Genomic DNA, 16,684 nt, shown 5'->3' with positions numbered 1-16,684 from the left:
TGGCTGATGTACGAGATGCGCGCCGGCCCCGCCACGACCAGTGGCCCGGGACCTGTGTGGCACGTCATGGCCAGGGACGACGGCTGCACCACGCTGTGCGGCCGCCACCTGGCCCAGAGCCCGAGTCACCTGAGCGCGCCCACGGAACGCTGCTGCTCGCCGTGTATGGCGGCCTTCGAGGAGGCGTTGCAGTTCCCGTCGGGGGCCGGCGAGTAACCCCGGAGCCGGAGGAGAGGGCTTGTCCCCTGCCTGGCGCCGGAGGAGGGGGCTCGCACGGGTCGCCGGAGGTCCGGGTCCGGCGACGGCGAGCGCCCCTCCCGCGCCCTCACCTGCCCGGACCAGCACCCGGCAGGCGGATGGTGCGCGCGACCTCCGCGGTGCCGCCCAGCCGGATCATCGGCCCGGACGGGCACTGCCGTGTGGTGGCGGTGATGGTGGACGGGCTGCCGAGGGAGTCGCCCATGTCGACGGCGATGTCGGTGACGCCCTGACCGGCCAGGTGAGCGGCGAGACAGGCTGTGCTGTTGGCGTTGGCGATGTCTTCCGGAACGCCGATCGACGGGGCGAACATACGCGCCGCGAGGTGCCCGCTGCCCGTCGGCGCGGAGTAGACGTAGCAGCCCAGGAGCCCCAGGCGGTCACAGGCGGTGCGGAGCCGGTCGGAGTCCGGGGCGAGGGCGGAGAGAGCGGACCGTGTGGGAACGGGGACCAGCACCCGCGGCCGCCCCAGGGTGGCGACGCGGATACCGGGGACGGGCGTGTCCGGGTCGACGCCCAGCGCAGGCAGGATGAGGGCGCGTTCGGTCGTGGTGGGTACGCGCAGGCCGACCGGGCCGGGGTCGAATGATGCCTTGACACCACTCTTCTCCGGGGCGAACCAGCCGGCGAAGGCCCGTCCCGAGGCGTGGAGGCCGACCCGGTACTCTCCCTCGCCCCCGGCGCGAGCGGCGAGGAAGGCCAGAGCGGCCACCGTCCCGTGGCCGCACGCGGGCAGTTCACCCTCGGCGGTGAAGAAGCGCAGCGAAGCCGACGGACCGGCGGGCGCATTGTCATCCACCGAGACGCTGTCATCCCTGGAGACGAAGACGGCGTGCGACGTTCCCACCAGCATCGGCACGCGACGGCGGTCCTCGTCACTCAACGGCGCCTCGTCCAGCACCGCGGTGGGGCTTCCGCCACTGCCTTGGCGCAGGCATGCGTGGACGATCGTGACGGGCAGTCCGCGCCCACTCATGGGCGGTCCGGAAGTTGTTCGGTGGGATTGACGGAGTACCGGCTCGCGTCACCTAGGGGAACGCCGTCGGTGCTCCACAGGGCGTGGACCTTCGAGATCCGCGCTTCGGAGTGAACCTCCGACGTCCCCCAGAGCCGGACGGCGTCGGTGGCAGCGCCGACCGGTTGCCACCCGGGATCGCCGGTGGCCGCGAAGCCGGCCCAGGCGCTCAGCATCTGACGGGAGAGCTGGTGATCGGCGGCGCTGGGCATGCCGCCGATGAGGAACTCGACGCTCTTCGCCTCGAAGGTACCGAAGGCGAAGGGGATGTCCGCGGAGTGCCAGGGGCGCACCACTCCCTCAGGTCCTCGGCGGTGCCGGACGAAGCGGGACAGGTACGTCCGGCCGCCTGCCCGGGCGTACCGGTCGGCGAGCCGGTCGCTGTACGCGCCGAACAACACATCGCCGAGGATGGCCAGGTAGATGTCGAGGACGGGGGCCTGCGGCATCAGCGCCCGGTAGCCGGAAGCCAGGGTCCGGGGAAGCCGGTGGTCTTCGAGGAAGGTCGCCAGCTGTTCCTCGGTGGTGACCTTGGCGATGGCGCCGACGGCGTCCAGCAGCCAGGACTCCTGGGTCGCGTGGCAGACCAGCAGGTCGACGTCGTGCGCGGCTCCGGCGGTGATCGCGGTCAGCGGGTCGGTGGGAAGGATCCCTCCGTCGGCGACCGGACCGTAGATCACGGGGTTGTAGTGACGCACACCGGAAGCGGGATCCTGCCGGTAGCCGTCGACGACCCTGTCGGAGGCGGCGACCAGAGTCTCTGGGGAGGCGGAGGCCAGGCCCTCGGGCGTGGCGGGGACGCCGGCTGCCTCGGCGACCTTCCCGGTGGTCTCCGCGGCGAGTTCGACGGAGTAGCAGGGGCTGGCGATGCTGTGGGCGATGACCCGGCGGAACAGCCCGTGAGCGCGGTCCATCGTCATCAGGCAGGTGGCCGAGGCGGCACCGGAGGACTGACCGGCCAGTGTGACGTTGGCGGGATCTCCGCCGAAGTGGGCGATGTTCTCCTGAACCCACCGCAGGGCCGCGATCTGATCGAGCAGACCCCGGTTGTCCGGGTAGCCCGACGCGTCACCGGTCGGCAGGTGCCCGAAGCCCTCGAAGCCGAGCCGGTAGTTGAAGGTGACGACGACGAGCCCGGCACGGGCCAGTGCGGTGCCGTCGAAGTCGGGCTGCGCGGACGATCCGAAGGTGTAGGCCCCGCCATGGATCCAGACCAGCACCGGGAGGGCGTCGCCACCGGACGCCGGAGCCCATATGTTGAGCGTGAGGATGTCCTCGTCGCCGGGGGACCAGGAGGGCGATCCCGGCAACTGCGCCGACTGCGGTGCGATCGGGCCGAAGTCCAGGCAGTCCCGGACGCCCGTCCACGGCTGCGGTGGACGCGGCTCCCGGAACCGATGGGGGCCGAACGGCGCGGCGGCGTAAGGAATGCCGAGAAACGCGACGACGTCGGCCGCGGGCTGGTAGCCCCGCACCAAGCCGTCACCGGTCGTGCGGATGTTCATGGGTCCCCCTCGCTGGAACATGAGACTGCCGGCTCGCCGTGTGGCGGCGGGCCGGCCATGATCACCAGCATCGCAGCAAACGGGGCCCGAGGACCAACATCAAGATCACGTCGAATGACACACCGGTGATGTCAATCATCAGCCGTCGGAACGGCCGGGGGAGTTCTGCGCGGCGCGCAGGGCGGACGCCGTCGCGGCCGGGTCGTAGTCCGAGGGGACGCCGTCGATGAGCAGCACGTCGCCGTCCATGTGCCGGGTACGCAGCGGCAGCAGTTCCTGGTAGGCGGGGGAGTCGTACCAGTCGCGGGCGTGGGCGAGGGAGGGGAAGGCGATGACGACCAGCGCCTCCGGCCACGCGCCCTCACGCACCTCCCGCTCCGGGTCGCCATGGACCAGGAACCGTCCGCCGAAGGGGTTCAGGGTCCCCTGGACGCGCTCGATGTAGGTGAGGACGTCATCGTGCAGGTGAGCGGCCGGACGGAGGTTTCCGAGGGCGTAGGCAGGCATCTGGTGTCCCCTGTTCTTCCTTGGTCATGCGGGGCGGCGGCGTGAGCGCCGCGCCCGCTGTGCACGAACAGTCTGACGCGCCGTGGGGAGAGAGGCGATTACCCCTCACGTAGGCGTGGGTGGCCGGACAGGGCCCTGGGCCCGACCCGTTCAGTCCCTCGTCCCGCCCCGGCTCACTCGCTCACCACGGCCTTCACCGCCGCCACGAACTCCCGCGTGCCGGGGTGTGTGGGATGTGCCGGATGGAGGAGGTAGACGGTGGCCGCCGGTGCGTCGCCGACCCGGACGTACGCCACACCGGGGTGGGTGCGGCACGCCACGGTGGCCTCGGCGGCGATGCCGATCGCCCCGCCGACGGCCACGGCGTTGAGCCACTCGTCGACGTCCTCCACCTCGGCGCCGGTCGCCGGCCGCTCCTCGGACCGCCACAGCTCCGGACCGGAGGTGCTCACCTCACGCCAGGTCACCAGCGTCTCGCCGGCCAGCTCGGCCAGACCGATCTCCTGACGCCCGGCCAGCCGATGGTCGTCCGGCAGCGCGGCGAAGCGGTCCTCCCGGTAGAGGGCCTCGGCCCGCAGCCGCGGGTCGCCCGGGTCCGCGCGGACCACTGCCACATCCACCTCCCCGGTCGCCAGACCCGCCGTTCCCTCGCCCCGCCTAAGGAGCTCCAGCGGCACCTGCGGGTGGTCGCGCTGCCAGGACCGCAGCAGGGGAGCCGTGAACCGGCCCAGCAGGGCGCAGTTGTAGCCCAGACGCAGCGGCCGGGAGACGGCCGAGGTGTCGGCCAGTGCGGCGTCGACATGGGCGAGGATGGCCCGCCCGTGGCCGTACAGCTTCTGCCCGGCGGCGGTGAGGGTCGTCTGCCGGGACGCCCCGGTGGCCCCGCGGTCCACCAGCCGGACGCCGACGCGCTGCTCCAACTGCGCCAGGGTGCGGGAGAGAGCCGGTTGCGTGAGGTGCAGACGGGCGGCCGCCGCGGTGACGGTGCCCTCGTCGGCGATGGCCACCAAGGCCCGCAGGTGCCGCAGTTCCACGTCCATGCACCGGAAGCATAGTGCCTGACCAGAAGGCATTTCCCGGCGCCTGACGGGGCCCGTACGGTCGTCGGGGACGGCGGCCCGACGGGCCGCGCGGCTCCCGGACGCGGGCGGCGGGACCGCACCGCTACGGCGATACGACGAAAGAGAACCCCTGTGAAGATCCTCCTCATCGGCGCCTCCGGCACCATAGGCAGCGCCGTGCACACCACCCTCACCGAGCGCGGCCACGAGGTGGTGACCGTCGGCCGCGGCAGCGGCGACCTCCGCCTCGACGTCTCCGACCCGGAGGCCGTCGGCCGGCTCTACCAGCGGACCGGGAACCTGGACGCGGTGGCGGTCGCGGCGGGCGCCGCCGTCTTCGCGCCGCTGGACTCCCTCAGCTACGACGACCTGGCCGCCACGCTGCGCGGCAAGGCGCTGAGCCAGCTGGAAATCGTCCGCCAAGGGGCCCGCCACGTCGCACCACGCGGCTCGTTCACGCTGGTCACCGGGGTGCTCACGGACGAGCCCGTGCTCGGTGGAGCAGCCGCGTCGGCGGCGAACGGCGCGGTGGAGGCGTTCGTGCGGGCGGCGGCGATCGAGCTGGCACCGCAGCGGGTGAACGCGGTGAGCCCCGGCCTCGTCGCGGAGAGCGCGGACGCGTACGGCCGGGCGTTCCCCGGCAGGGAGCCGGTGCCGGCGGCCCGGGTGGCCACGGCCTATGTGCGGGCGATCGAGGGGGCGGCGACCGGACAGGTGCTGCGGGTGGGCCACTAGGGGGTGTCCCAGGGGGCCACTGCGAACGCCCGACCGCGGCCCCGCGCCTGGTGTCCTGGCCCGGGGTCTGCGGCTGGTCCTCTGCCTTTCGGTAGAGGCGCGATCGGCCGCAGGGCGCAGGGGAAGGCCCGCGAAGGTGCCCGATAATCGGCGGTATGCCGTCTGATGCCCCACCCGATCTCGAACAAAGTCCGGCCCGCCGGAGCCTCTTCGCCGGGCCGGGAGAGCGGGGCCGGCGGCTCGGGCGAGCCGTCGGTGAGGCGGTCCTCGCCGGGGTGCTGGTACTGCTCACCTACAGCGGCACCTCGGGGCTCGGCTCCACGCTCGACGAGGGATCGGTGGCTCTCGTCGGGTTCGCCGGGATCGGGCTGCTGGTGGTGCGGCGGCGGTTCCCCACGGCAAGCGTGCTGGGACTGGCCGCGCTGACGGGCGTCATGCCCGGCGTGGCGCTGCTCACCGCGGTGGCCGCGCACACCGCGACGCGCCAGACGGAGGCGCCCCGGCGGCGCGCCGCCCAGCTGGTCGCCGGGGTCGTGCTGGTGATGCTGTCCTGTTTCGCCTTCGCGCCCGACGTGGGGCTCGGCAGCAGACCGTACGGACTCGCGATCGGCGCGGTGCTCGCCGCGACCACGGTCATCGTGCCAGGGCTGGTCGGCACGGCCTCGGGCCAGCAGGACCGGTTGCTGCAAGCGCTGCGGGAGCGTACGGCCGCCGCCGAGGAGGCGCGACGGCTCGCCGAGAGCGAGTCGCGGATGCACGAGCGGTCACGCATCGCCGCGGAGATGCACGACCTGGTGGGCCACCGGCTCAGCCTGATCTCGCTGCACGCCGGCGGCCTGGAGATGGCCTTGCTCAAGGAGGCGCCCGGGCTGCGGGACGAGGCCGCGCTGGTGCGCCGCGCCACCCGCGACGCGATGCAGGAGCTTCGCGAAGCGCTGGGCGTCCTCGGTCCGCTCGGGCGGGACACCGGCACCGACGCCCTGACCGACGCGACCGGCACCCGCGCGGACGTCGAGGCGCTGGTGGAGGAGTCACGCAGCGGCGGCATTCCCGTGGAGTTCTCCTGGCGGGGGGCGGACCTCGACGCGCGGCCGGCCCGGGTGCGGCGGGCGGTGCACCGGGTGGTGCGCGAGTCGCTCACCAACGTGCACCGTTACGCCGCCGGGGCCCATGTGACCGTCACCGTCACCCACACCGGGGAGCGGGTGGAGATCCAGGTCCGCAACGGCGTGCCGCCCGTGCCCCCGTCCGCCGTGACCGGGCTGGGCTCCGGGCGCGGGCTGACCGGCCTGCGCGAGCGGGTGGCGCTGCTCGGCGGCACCTTCGAGGCGGGCGGGACGCCGGGCGGCGGTTTCGCCGTGACGGCGGGCATCCCCGCGGACGCCGGAACGGACGTGGAGGCTGCGGGCACGGCGCCGTACGACGAGGCCGCGGCCACCGTCGCCGCGCCCGACCGCAGGCTCTCCCGCGTCCATCGGCGTCTCGCCGGCGCCGTCACCGGGCTGCTGGGCCTGGCCGGGGTGGGTGTGATGATGCTGTTCGGGCTGGTGATGGTGGACCAGGCCCAGCCCGGCCCCGACTACCGGCCCCCCGCGGAGCCGCGGGTGGGGATGGACAGGGAGCAGGTGCAGGAGGCCGTGTCCGCGGACGACGACACGGTGCGCGCGGCCGCGCTCGGCCGTGAGCCGCGGCGCCCCGGAAAAGCCACGGACTGCCTCTACCCCTACGTCGGGGACGGGGCCACGGGCGGGCGGATCGAGATCGTCCGCTACTGTTTCCGCTCCGACACGCTGATCGCGATCGACCGCTTCACGGTGCCTGTGGTGACCGAACCGCCCCATGGGAGCAGGAAACATGACTGACCAGGCCGACACCGCGGGTCCCGGGGCGAGGTCCGCGATCCGCGTACTCCTCGCCGACGACGAGGAGATGATCCGGCACGGCGTGCGGCTGATCCTCCGGCACGCCGACGGCATCGACGTGGTGGGCGAGGCGACCAACGGCGCCGAGGCCGCCCGGCTCGCCGCCGAGCAGCGGCCCGACGTGGTGCTCCTCGACATCCGCATGCCCGTGCTGGATGGGCTGGCGGCCATCGAGCGGCTGGTCGTCCTCGACCCCAAGCCGCAGGTCGTCATGCTCACCACCTTCGGTGAGGAGGAGAACGTCATCCGGGCCCTGGAGACCGGTGCCTCCGGCTTCCTGCTCAAGGACGAGGGCCCGCAGGAGCTGATCAGCGCGGTACGGGCCGCGGCCGCGGGCGACGCGGTCCTCTCGCCCGGGGTCACCGGAGCCGTCATCCGGCGGATGCTGCGGGGCGGCACACCGGCCACCGGGGCCGGAGCCGCCCCGGCCGACCGGCGGCTGGCGGGGCTGACGGAACGCGAGCGCGAGGTGCTGGCCATGCTGGGGGAGGGGCTGTCCAACCAGGAGATCGCCAACCGGCTCGGCATCGGGGTGGGCACGGTCAAGACACACGTCCGCTCGATCCTGGAGAAGACCGGGTCGGGCAGCCGGGTCCAGGCGGCGCTCCTGGCCCATCAGGCGGGATTCATGGGCTGAGGCCCCTGCCGCGGCCGGCGGCCCGGGAGCCTCCACCCTGAGAAGGAGCCGGGGAAGGGGTCTACCCGAAGGCAGAGGACCCGTAGTCCGACAGGACGACACACCCGCGGCGGCTCTGACCTTCGGCAGGCCGCTGATTCCCGCCCTGAGGGCTACGGATCGGGCCCACTCGCGCGACCACGATGGAAGGGATTCGACGACCTCCCTTCCGAGGGCACCTCCCGGCGTCGGCCGGGGGAGCTTCGGGCTACGGGAGGCAACCCCGTTCCCAGGAGTCCCCATGCCGCAGCCAGCAGCCGCCCCCGCATCCGTGAAGTCCCCCGCCGGCGCCGCCGCCCGCGCGACGGAGCTGAGCAAGGTCTACGGGGAGGGCGAGACCCGTGTCGTCGCCCTCGACTCGGTGTCCGTGGAATTCGGCCGCGGCCGGTTCACCGCGATCATGGGGCCGTCGGGCTCCGGCAAGTCGACGCTGATGCACTGCATGGCGGGCCTGGACTCCATCTCCGCGGGATCCGCCCGGATCGGCGACACCGAGCTGTCCTCCCTGGGCGACCGGCAGCTCACCAAGCTCCGCCGCGACAACATCGGCTTCATCTTCCAGGCGTTCAACCTGCTGCCCACCCTGACCGCCATCGAGAACATCACGCTGCCGATGGACATCGCGGGCACCAAGCCCGACCCGCACTGGCTGGACCTGGTGATACAGACCGTCGGCCTCTCCGGGCGGCTCGGGCACCGCCCCTCGCAGCTCTCCGGCGGCCAGCAGCAGCGGGTCGCCGTGGCCCGCGCGCTGGCGAGCCGGCCGGAGATCATCTTCGCGGACGAGCCGACCGGGAACCTCGACTCCCGCTCCGGCGGGGAGGTCCTCGGCTTCCTGCGGGAGTCCGTACGCGAACTGGGGCAGACCGTCGTGATGGTCACCCACGACCCGATGGCCGCCTCCTACGCCGACCGCGTGGTCTTCCTCGCCGACGGACGCCTCGTCGACGAGGTGCCCGCCCCCAGCGCCGCGGACGTACTGGACCGCATGCGGCTGTTCGACGCCAAGGGACGGACCAGCTGACGCACCCCTCCCGCACCGGCACCCGGCGCGGGCCCGCCCTCACCTACGGCCTCCCTGTCCCCACCACGTATCCCCTGGACTGACACACCACCATGCTGCGTACAGCCCTGCGCAACGTCCTCGCGCACAAAGCCCGATTGATCATGACCGCGCTCGCGGTCCTGCTCGGCGTCGCCTTCGTCTCCGGCACCCTCGTCTTCGGCGACACCACGGCGAACGCCTTCCGCAAGGCCTCCGCCAAGAACCTGGGGGACGTGGCCGTCTCGGTACAGGCCGAGGACCTGACCGACAGCGCCACGGACACCGGCCCGGACAGCAAGCGGACCACCGTCCTCGACACCGCGCTGGCGGGCAGGATAGGCGCACTGCCGGGCGTCGACTCGGTACGCCCCAGCGTCAACGGCGAGGCCACCCTGGCCGGCAAGGACGGCCGCCCGGTCAACGCCGACAACAGCTGGCAGAATCTCGCCACCAACTACCAGCCCGGCAAGGACGGCAAGGACAGCCACTTCCCGCTGAAGCAAGGCCGCGGCCCGGCCGCCAGTGGCGAGCTGGCCCTGGATGCCAAGACCGCCGAGAAGGCCGGCTACCGGATCGGCGACACCGTCCGCTTCGCCACCGACGGGCCCGCGCTGACCAAGAAGCTCGTCGGCGTCGTCGGCACCGACGACCCGCGCGTCACCGCCGGCGGCACGCTGGTGCTGTTCGACACCAAGACCGCCCAGAAACTGTTCCTCACGCCCGGACGGTTCGACGAGATCGCCGTCGCCTCCAAGCCCGGCACCGACGACCGCGCGCTGACCGCCAGGGTGCGGGCGCTCCTCCCCGAGCAGGGCGCCCATGCCACCAGTGGCGCCACCCTCGCCGCCGAGCAGTCCCGCCAGATCACCGAGGACACCAAGTCGCTCACCAAGACGCTGCTGGTCTTCGCCGGAATCGCGCTGTTCGTCGGCGTCTTCATCATCGCCAACACCTTCACCATGCTGATCGCCCAGCGCAGCCGCGAGATCGCGCTGATGCGGGCCGTGGGCGCCTCGCGCCGCCAGGTCGTACGCTCCGTCCTCGTCGAGGCCGCCCTCCTCGGACTCGGCGCCTCCGCCGCCGGATTCGCCGTCGGTCTCGGCATCGCCACCGCCATGCGCCCGCTGCTCAACGCGGGCGGAGCCGGGCTGCCCGACGGGCCGCTGGTGATCTCGCCCGCGGCCCTGCTGTGGTCGCTGGCGGTCGGCGTCGTGGTGACCGTCCTGGCCGCCTGGCTGCCGTCCCGCAAGGCAGCGAAGATCGCGCCCATCGAGGCTCTCAGCAGCGTCGACCAAGCCCCGCGCACCCGCGGCCTGGTGGTCCGCAACACGCTCGGCGCGCTCCTCACCGGGCTCGGCGTGCTGGTCATGTTCCACGTCTCCACGCTCAAGACCGGCTCCGAGTCCAACCTGATGATCGCGATGCTCGGATCCGCGCTGACCCTGAGCGGCATGATCGTGCTGGCCCCGCTGCTCTCCCGGCCGCTGATCGGCCTGGCCGGGAAGGTGACCACCCGGTTCTTCGGCGTCAGCGGCAAGCTGGCCAAGGAGAACGCGCTGCGCAACCCGCGGCGCACCGCGGCCACCGCCTCGGCGCTGATGATCGGACTCAGCCTGATCACCGGTCTCACCGTGGCCGGGTACTCCACCCAGCGGGCCATGGACAAGGAGGCGACCCAGGGGCTGACCGCCGACTACAAGGTCTCCAACACCTCCTACCACGGCCTCGGCACCGACACTTCGGCCAAGGTGGCGGCGCTGCCCGGCGTCGCGGCGGCCTCCCCCGTCGCCTCGGCGAGTCTCGATGCCAAGGGCCGGTTCGCCATGATCACGGGGACGGACCCGCGGACCTTCGCGAGGACCGCGGACCTCGACTTCCGGGCCGGCTCGCTGCACGGCATCGGCCCCGGGCGAATCGCGGTCTCCGACGAGTTCGCCAAGGAGGCCGGGATCCGCGTCGGCGACACCATCGACGCCGAACTGGGCAGCGGCAAGGGCCACAAGAAGCTGAAGGTCGTCGGCGTCTACGCCCCGACCCGCGCCGCGGACCAGGCACTGGGCACCCTGGACGACGTGCTGCCGTACTCCGGCTCGAAGAAGCTCGACGACATCCTGGTGAAGGCCGAGCCCGGCAGGGCCGCGGGGCTGGAGCGGGACATCCGTCGGGCGCTCGGCGACAGCCCGCTGCTGAAGGTCCAGAACCAGGACCAGATCATCAAGGCCGACAGCGGTTCCATCACCGTGGTCCTCAACATGATGTACGGACTGCTGGGCATGGCCGTCGTCATCGCGGTGCTCGGCGTCATCAACACCCTGGCCATGTCGGTCTTCGAGCGCACCCGGGAGATCGGAATGCTGCGGGCCATCGGGCTCGACCGGACGGGGATCAAGCAGATGGTGCGGCTCGAATCGGTGGTGATCTCGCTCTTCGGCGCGGTACTCGGGATCGGCACCGGCATCTTCCTGGCCTGGGCCGGAGGCAGCCTGACAGCCTCGTCGATGACGATGTACGAGATGGCGCTGCCGTGGGGGCGGCTGGGGATCTTCCTGGCGCTGGCGCTGGTGATCGGCGTCCTCGCGGCGATCTGGCCGGCCCGCAGGGCCGCCCGGCTGAACATGCTGCGGTCGATCCAGGCCCAGTAGAGGCGCTGCCCGAAGGGGCGGGACGGGTGACCCGTCCCGCCCCTTCGGCCTTGGGTGGCACGAACTCGACCGGACAGCGCGCGCGGTGACGGGTGGGGCGGCCGGCTCAGGGCGCGGGGTGAGCGGTGCCGAGAGAGTCGATCCAGCGGAGCAGGCGGGCTCCTTCGCCGGCCATGATCTCCGGGTCGCGCAGGGCGTTGGTCAGGAGTGACATGCCCTGGTAGGCGGAGACGAGGGTGACGGCGTGGGCGTCCGGGTCAGGGACGCCCAGCGCCCGGAACTGGTCCCCGGCCCACTCCAGCAGCTGCCGGATCACCGCGCCGGCCTCCGCGTCGAGGGTCCCCTCGGCCCGCTTGTCGAGTTCGACGGTCAGCGTGCCGGTGGGGCAGCCGTATCGGGCGGCGACGTCACGCCGGTCGACCCAGCCTTCGATCAGGGCCTTGAGGCGGTCCCGCGGGTCGGACAGCTGGTCCAGCCGGCTGGTGAGGTCGGCCAGATGCGCGCTGTGTTCCGACAGCGCGGCCCGGACGAGATCGTCCTTGGTCTTGAAGTAGTAGTAGACGTTCCCGACGGGGACGCCGGCCGCGCCCGCGATGTCGGCGAGGGTGGTGCGTTCGACGCCGCGCTCGTGCAGGACCTGGGCCGCCGCGGTGGTGAGCCGTCTGCGTTTGTCGCCTGCCCGCGCCCGGGGCTTCCCTGAGTCAGTCACCCGACCAACTCTAGATGCTCCCCGGAAGGCGTCATCAGTTCGAGGGACAGTGCGGACGCGTGTTCCTCGTGGTCGCCGTCGTGCCGCATACCCTCGGGAGCACTGTTGCCCGGTGGAAGGGAAGACCTCTGATGCGTACCATCGCCCGTCGCGCGCCGGGCCGGACAGGCGTCATGGCCCTGTGCGGTGCACTGGCCGGCCTGGCGCTCGCCGCCCTGCCGGCCCTGGCCCAGGCGGAGCCGGCCCCCGGAAACTCGGTGACCATCGACCCGGTCGGCCAGATCCTCCCCAACGGCAATGTGCGGCTGTCGGGCACCTACCGGTGCGCGCCCGAGGGCTCGGGCGACGCGGTCTTCGTCAGCGCCACCCTCGGGCAGCACGGCGAGGGCGCGGGCATCGGCGGCACCAAGGCGGTCTGCGACGGCGCCACCCACCAGTGGGTCAACGTGGACACGCAACAGGAGGTCGACTTCACCCGCGGACCGGCCTACGTCGAAAGCACGTTGATGCGGCTGACCACGACCCGCGGCCTACCGCTCCCGGAGATCCTCGACGCCAACCAGCGAGAGGTCACCCTCACCGCGCCGTAGTACCGGACCCAGCCGGGTGGCAGCGTGTCTGGCTGGAACTGCCCTCTGGCAGCGCGGCGGCCGGCTCCCGCATAACTGGGGCATGTCGACGACAAGCGAGCAGACCACCGACCGGCGTCCCCCGCACGAGCGCGTCGCCGCGGATCTACGGGACGAGATCCTCTCCGGAGTCGTCCCCCCGGGCACCGTCCTGTCGTTCGCCGGACTTCTGCGCCGGTGCGCCACGTCGAGCGCGACCCTGGACCAGGCGCTGCGGCTGCTGGACGAGGAAGGCCTGGTCACCAGGCGGGCCGAGGGGACCGGGGCGCCGGGCACCGTCGTCCTGGAGCACCGGCAGCGCACCATGCGCCCCTCGCGGAGCGTGGCTCCGTCCGAGCCGGGGCAGCCCTACCGGTGGATCACCGAAGCGCGCAAGCGCGGGGTCAGCGCCTGCAGCACGCTGCTGGAGGTCACGGTCGTACCCGAGGCACCGGCCCATGTGGCGCGGGCGCTCGGGCTGGCGGCGGGGAGCCCGGTCCTGCTGCGGTCCCAGGTCCTGACCTTCGACGACGAGCCGGCCGGACTGGTCAAGGCGTACTTTCCGCTGGAGATCGTCCTCGGCACTGCCATGATGGAGCACCGCCGGATCCGCGGAGGCATCTCGACCCTCCTGGCCCAGCTGGGCTATCCGCCGCGCCGGTGCGTGGACTCCGTCTCCGCCCGGATCCCCACCCAGGAGCAGCACGCCCTGCTGAGGCTGCCGGGCAATGTGCCGGTGCTGCGTACGTTCCGGGTGGTCTACAGCGACCATGACCGCCCCGTGGAAGTCCACGACACGGTCGAAGCCGGTCACCTCTACGAGTTGCAGTACGAGTTCTCCCAGACGCCGTAGCGGTATCGCACTCGTCGGGCCTGCACTGCCCTGGAACACGCTGCCAGAACGCACGGCTCGCAAGAGACCGGGTCAGGGCGGGCTACGGCGCGGCGACGCGAGGCCGAGGGATACGGCCGTCTCCTGGAGCGCGGTGACCAGGGCGTGGATCAGGGGCGGGGGACCGCTGGGGGAGCCGCGCCACACCGCGGAGATCCGGCGGTGACCGGCCACCGGCACGGCGGGCAGCGCGACCGCCGCCGACGGCGAGCCGCCCAGCGCCAGGGTGGGGACGACCGCCGCGCCGAGCCCCGCGGCGACCAGAGCGAGCACGGTCGGGAACTCCCGGCAGGTGTGGGCGCGCCGCGCGGTGAACCCGTACGCCGCGGAGAGCCGTTCCAGCGCCCGGCCGCAGGCGGACTCCGGCGGGCCCGAGACCCAGGGCCGGTCGGCCAGGTCCCGCACGGACCGGGGCACCGGCGACCAGTCGGCGGGCGTGATGATGCGGTACTCGTCGTCGGCCACGGCGGCGGACGCCAGGTCCTTCCCCTGCCGATCCGGATCGGGGCCGTCGCCGTCGTACTCGGCGACGACCAGATCAAGACCGCCGGTGCGCAGCTCACGCAGCGCCTCGGGCCCCTCCGACTCGACCACCCGGGGCTCCAGACCGGGATGCGTGCGGGCGAGTTCGCCGACCGCCGGCACCAGCAGATGGCAGACCGCCGAGGAGAACGCGGCGATCATCACCGGGCCGCTCGCCCGCCCGGTCAGCTCGGCGAGCTCCCGGCGGGCCTCGGCGAGCTCGTGTTCGATGCGCTCGGCCCGCGCGGCCAGGAGCTGCCCGGCCGCGGTGAGCGCCACCCGGCGCCGGGAGCGGTCCACCAGGGGGTGGCGCACCTCCCGCTCCAGCTGGGCCAGGTGCTGGGAGACCGCCGAGGGGGTCAGATGGAGCAGCCGGGCGGCGTCCACCACGCCGCCCCGCAGCGCCACGGCCCGCAGGACGCGCAGCCGACGGGGGTCGAGTTCCATAAGCGGCACTGTAGTTGCACTTCAGAAAATCTCGATTGTCCGCAAGTGCCACTTCACCGAGGATCGGATCATGACCGACGAGATCACGCAGTGGCGTGCGGAGTTCGACGCCGATGTGACGTTCGCCAACGGCGGCGCCCTGCAGACCCAGGGCTTCCGGCTGGACGTCCCCGGCCCCGAGATCAGCGACGAGGAGCTGGGCGAGCTGTTCGTACGCCAACTCGGCCTGCTCATGGTCGGCGAGGTGCGGATCAGCGCCAAGCGGCTGGTGCGCGAGTGGCACAAGGGCTCGCGCGGGAGCGCACCCGGCTCCCGCCCGGCCGGGCGGCGGGCCGTCGAGCTCAGCCACTCCATCCGGCACGGAATGGAGACGTACCCGGGGCTGCCCGGCCCCGAGATCGGCGACCACATCTCCCGCGAGGCGTCCCGGGACCACTACGCCCCGGGCACCGAGTTCACCATCGGCCGCATCTCGATGGTGTCCAACACCGGGACCTACCTCGACTCGCCCTTCCACCGGTTCGGCGACGGCCCCGACCTGTCCCGGCTGCCCCTGTCCCGGCTCACCGACCTCGACGGCGTCGTGATCCGCGCCGTCGGCGCCGAGCGACGAGCCATCGGCCGGGAGCTGCTGCTGCCGTACGACCTCACGGGCAGGGCCGTACTCATCCACACCGGCTGGGACCGGCACTGGGGCACCGACCAGTACGGCAGCGGCCACCCCTACCTCACCGCCGACGCCGCCGCCTGGCTCAGCGAGCAGCGGCCCGCGCTCGTCGGCATCGACTCCCTCAACATCGACGACACCGAGGACGGCTCCCGTCCCGTCCACACCGCGCTGCTGGCCGCCGGCATCCCCGTCGTGGAGCACCTGCGCGGCCTGGAGCAACTCCCGCCGCACGGCTTCCGCTTCCACGCCGCACCGCCCGCCGTCGAAGGCATGGGCACCTTCCCGGTGCGCGCCTACGCGCTCCTCGACGCCGGCGACGACGCGTGACACCGCCCGCCGCCCCGCCCCACGCGAAAGAGCACCGAAGGGAGCACCTGAGAAGGGAATCCCGGGTGCGCGGGATGATGCTCGGCCTGGCGCTCGGGGACACCCTGGGAGGAGCCCGTGGCAGGCTGCCGGCCGACGGCCCGCTGCGAGCCGGCGTCAGCACACAACTGGCCTGCTTCACCGCCGAGGGCATCATCCGCGCGCAGGTACGCGGACAGCACAAGGGGATCTGCTACCCGCCGGGGGTGGTCCTGCACGCCTACTGCCGGTGGGCCTTCCGGCAGGGCATCGAAGCGGAGAAGATGCGGCGCCGCTGGGCCTCTCCCGGCCCTGACGCGGTGTGGCCGGACGGCTGGCTCGCGGCTGTGCCCGCGCTGGCCGAGCGGCGCGGCAGCGCACCGGCCACGGTGGCGGCCCTCTCCCGGATCGAGGAAGGCCAGGAGGCGATGGCCACCATGAGCCGCGGCTGTCACGCACTGACCCGGACCCTCCCGGTCGCGGTCACCGGGCTCGGAGGGATCGCTCAGGCCGGCGCGCTCGCCGCCCTGACCCACGGCGACCCGGCGGCGCGGGCCGCGACCGTCCACGCGGCCGTGCTGGCCCACCACTGCCTGACGTACTCCGCTCCGGAAGGCGGCCCCTCCGCCCACTCCGGCGGATCCGCGCGGGAAGCGCTGCGGACGGGGATCACCGCCCTTCCGTCGGCGGACCGGCACATCACCGAGGACGACCACAGCCGGCTGGTGGCGGCATTCCGGCACGCCCTCGACGAGCCGGCGGACGCGGGACGGCTCGCCCGGCTCGCGCCGGATGCCACCGCGCCCTCGGTGCTGCTCGGCGGCGTCTACGCCGCGGCCTCCCACCCCGACCGCGCCGGGTTCCGCGCCGCGATGGAGTTCGCGGCGCGCGCGCCGGCCGGTGACTCGGTCGCCTGCGTGGCCGGCGCGCTGCTCGGCGCCGTCCACGGAGCCGAGGCGCTCCCCGTGGACCTGGTCAGCCGTCACGAACTGGCGTGGGTCCTCGACACCCTCGCCCGCGACCTGCTGATGGAGCTGGAGGACTCACCCAGCGGAAGCGAGTACGTCCGGGCGTGGGACCCGCACTGGTGGCACCGCTATCCCGGCTGGTGACGCGTCTGCCCCG

General features: G+C 72.9%; 16 protein-coding genes. 10 read left to right on the top strand and 6 right to left on the bottom strand.

Annotated elements, in window-relative coordinates; all coding sequences use genetic code 11:
* The first annotated feature begins 6 nt into the window (after nt 1-6).
* Nucleotides 7-216, top strand: coding sequence for a hypothetical protein (locus tag AC4BDD_RS01510; protein WP_490689122.1), 210 nt, complete (start codon nt 7-9; stop codon nt 214-216).
* 109 nt (nt 217-325) lie between these two features.
* Here AC4BDD_RS01510 and AC4BDD_RS01505 read toward each other — a convergent pair whose 3' ends face one another.
* The 4 genes from AC4BDD_RS01505 to AC4BDD_RS01490 all read right to left on the bottom strand — a co-directional run bounded on the left by AC4BDD_RS01505 (nt 326) and on the right by AC4BDD_RS01490 (nt 4,325).
* Nucleotides 326-1,234, bottom strand: a complete 909-nt coding sequence (locus AC4BDD_RS01505; RefSeq protein WP_490689121.1) for a PhzF family phenazine biosynthesis protein — start codon at nt 1,232-1,234, stop codon at nt 326-328.
* Nucleotides 1,231-2,778: a carboxylesterase/lipase family protein gene (locus tag AC4BDD_RS01500; RefSeq protein WP_490689120.1), complete on the bottom strand. Its 1,548-nt coding sequence runs from the start codon at nt 2,776-2,778 to the stop codon at nt 1,231-1,233. The genes AC4BDD_RS01505 and AC4BDD_RS01500 overlap by 4 nt, the downstream gene beginning before the upstream one ends.
* Nucleotides 2,779-2,916: 138 nt before the next feature.
* Nucleotides 2,917-3,285 carry a DUF1330 domain-containing protein gene (locus AC4BDD_RS01495; RefSeq protein ID WP_490689119.1) on the bottom strand — a complete coding sequence of 123 codons (369 nt, stop codon included), beginning with the start codon at nt 3,283-3,285 and terminating at the stop codon, nt 2,917-2,919.
* Nucleotides 3,286-3,458: 173 nt separating this feature from the next.
* A complete protein-coding gene (locus AC4BDD_RS01490; protein WP_490689118.1) occupies nt 3,459-4,325 on the bottom strand; it encodes a LysR family transcriptional regulator in 867 nt (288 codons plus the stop codon).
* Nucleotides 4,326-4,478: 153 nt separating this feature from the next.
* Here AC4BDD_RS01490 and AC4BDD_RS01485 point away from each other — a divergent pair, with 153 nt between their 5' ends.
* The 5 genes from AC4BDD_RS01485 (at nt 4,479) to AC4BDD_RS01465 (ending at nt 11,366) form a co-directional block, all read left to right on the top strand.
* Entirely contained in the window at nt 4,479-5,081 is a 603-nt protein-coding gene (locus tag AC4BDD_RS01485; protein ID WP_490689117.1) for a short chain dehydrogenase, read from the top strand.
* A gap of 155 nt (nt 5,082-5,236) precedes the next feature.
* Nucleotides 5,237-6,943, top strand: coding sequence for a sensor histidine kinase (locus AC4BDD_RS01480; protein WP_490689116.1), 1,707 nt, complete (start codon nt 5,237-5,239; stop codon nt 6,941-6,943).
* On the top strand, nt 6,936-7,640 hold the full coding sequence (locus AC4BDD_RS01475; protein WP_490689115.1) for a response regulator: 705 nt from the start codon (nt 6,936-6,938) through the stop codon (nt 7,638-7,640). Before AC4BDD_RS01480 ends, AC4BDD_RS01475 begins: the two co-directional genes overlap by 8 nt.
* A gap of 280 nt (nt 7,641-7,920) precedes the next feature.
* Nucleotides 7,921-8,703, top strand: a complete 783-nt coding sequence (locus AC4BDD_RS01470) for an ABC transporter ATP-binding protein (protein ID WP_490689114.1) — start codon at nt 7,921-7,923, stop codon at nt 8,701-8,703.
* Nucleotides 8,704-8,795: 92 nt separating this feature from the next.
* Nucleotides 8,796-11,366 (top strand): ABC transporter permease, encoded by a 2,571-nt coding sequence (locus AC4BDD_RS01465; RefSeq protein WP_490689113.1) that lies wholly within the window; start codon nt 8,796-8,798, stop codon nt 11,364-11,366.
* A 106-nt stretch (nt 11,367-11,472) separates the two neighbouring features.
* On the opposite strand, the gene AC4BDD_RS01460 is transcribed toward AC4BDD_RS01465, so the two are convergent.
* Entirely contained in the window at nt 11,473-12,075 is a 603-nt protein-coding gene (locus AC4BDD_RS01460; protein WP_490689112.1) for a TetR/AcrR family transcriptional regulator, read from the bottom strand.
* A gap of 131 nt (nt 12,076-12,206) precedes the next feature.
* Here AC4BDD_RS01460 and AC4BDD_RS01455 point away from each other — a divergent pair, with 131 nt between their 5' ends.
* Together AC4BDD_RS01455 and AC4BDD_RS01450 are read left to right on the top strand one after the other, a co-directional pair.
* Nucleotides 12,207-12,665: a DUF6299 family protein gene (locus AC4BDD_RS01455; protein WP_490689111.1), complete on the top strand. Its 459-nt coding sequence runs from the start codon at nt 12,207-12,209 to the stop codon at nt 12,663-12,665.
* 82 nt (nt 12,666-12,747) lie between these two features.
* Nucleotides 12,748-13,536: a GntR family transcriptional regulator gene (locus tag AC4BDD_RS01450; protein WP_490689110.1), complete on the top strand. Its 789-nt coding sequence runs from the start codon at nt 12,748-12,750 to the stop codon at nt 13,534-13,536.
* Nucleotides 13,537-13,608: 72 nt separating this feature from the next.
* On the opposite strand, the gene AC4BDD_RS01445 is transcribed toward AC4BDD_RS01450, so the two are convergent.
* Nucleotides 13,609-14,544 carry a LysR family transcriptional regulator gene (locus tag AC4BDD_RS01445; protein WP_490689109.1) on the bottom strand — a complete coding sequence of 312 codons (936 nt, stop codon included), beginning with the start codon at nt 14,542-14,544 and terminating at the stop codon, nt 13,609-13,611.
* Between the two features lie 70 nt (nt 14,545-14,614).
* Here AC4BDD_RS01445 and AC4BDD_RS01440 point away from each other — a divergent pair, with 70 nt between their 5' ends.
* On the top strand, nt 14,615-15,541 hold the full coding sequence (locus AC4BDD_RS01440; protein WP_490689108.1) for a cyclase family protein: 927 nt from the start codon (nt 14,615-14,617) through the stop codon (nt 15,539-15,541).
* 74 nt (nt 15,542-15,615) lie between these two features.
* On the top strand, nt 15,616-16,671 hold the full coding sequence (locus AC4BDD_RS01435) for an ADP-ribosylglycohydrolase family protein (RefSeq protein ID WP_490692001.1): 1,056 nt from the start codon (nt 15,616-15,618) through the stop codon (nt 16,669-16,671).
* Nucleotides 16,672-16,684 lie beyond the last annotated feature (13 nt).

The sequence above is a fragment of the Streptomyces sp. JLBT605 genome (assembly GCF_058215555.1).
The sequence above is the reverse complement of the archived record's forward strand: the minus strand, read 5'-3'. Positions and strand labels throughout refer to the sequence as shown.

Bases quoted from the DNA above. Each gene is read 5' to 3' on its own strand.
- AC4BDD_RS01510 (WP_490689122.1), top strand. From the start codon at position 7: ATGTACGAGATGCGCGCCGGCCCCGCCACGACCAGTGGCCCGGGACCT.
- AC4BDD_RS01505 (WP_490689121.1), bottom strand. From the start codon at position 1,234: ATGAGTGGGCGCGGACTGCCCGTCACGATCGTCCACGCATGCCTGCGC.
- AC4BDD_RS01500 (WP_490689120.1), bottom strand. From the start codon at position 2,778: ATGAACATCCGCACGACCGGTGACGGCTTGGTGCGGGGCTACCAGCCC.
- AC4BDD_RS01495 (WP_490689119.1), bottom strand. From the start codon at position 3,285: ATGCCTGCCTACGCCCTCGGAAACCTCCGTCCGGCCGCTCACCTGCAC.
- AC4BDD_RS01490 (WP_490689118.1), bottom strand. From the start codon at position 4,325: ATGGACGTGGAACTGCGGCACCTGCGGGCCTTGGTGGCCATCGCCGAC.
- AC4BDD_RS01480 (WP_490689116.1), top strand. From the start codon at position 5,237: ATGCCGTCTGATGCCCCACCCGATCTCGAACAAAGTCCGGCCCGCCGG.
- AC4BDD_RS01475 (WP_490689115.1), top strand. From the start codon at position 6,936: ATGACTGACCAGGCCGACACCGCGGGTCCCGGGGCGAGGTCCGCGATC.
- AC4BDD_RS01470 (WP_490689114.1), top strand. From the start codon at position 7,921: ATGCCGCAGCCAGCAGCCGCCCCCGCATCCGTGAAGTCCCCCGCCGGC.
- AC4BDD_RS01465 (WP_490689113.1), top strand. From the start codon at position 8,796: ATGCTGCGTACAGCCCTGCGCAACGTCCTCGCGCACAAAGCCCGATTG.
- AC4BDD_RS01455 (WP_490689111.1), top strand. From the start codon at position 12,207: ATGCGTACCATCGCCCGTCGCGCGCCGGGCCGGACAGGCGTCATGGCC.
- AC4BDD_RS01450 (WP_490689110.1), top strand. From the start codon at position 12,748: ATGTCGACGACAAGCGAGCAGACCACCGACCGGCGTCCCCCGCACGAG.
- AC4BDD_RS01445 (WP_490689109.1), bottom strand. From the start codon at position 14,544: ATGGAACTCGACCCCCGTCGGCTGCGCGTCCTGCGGGCCGTGGCGCTG.
- AC4BDD_RS01440 (WP_490689108.1), top strand. From the start codon at position 14,615: ATGACCGACGAGATCACGCAGTGGCGTGCGGAGTTCGACGCCGATGTG.
- AC4BDD_RS01435 (WP_490692001.1), top strand. From the start codon at position 15,616: ATGATGCTCGGCCTGGCGCTCGGGGACACCCTGGGAGGAGCCCGTGGC.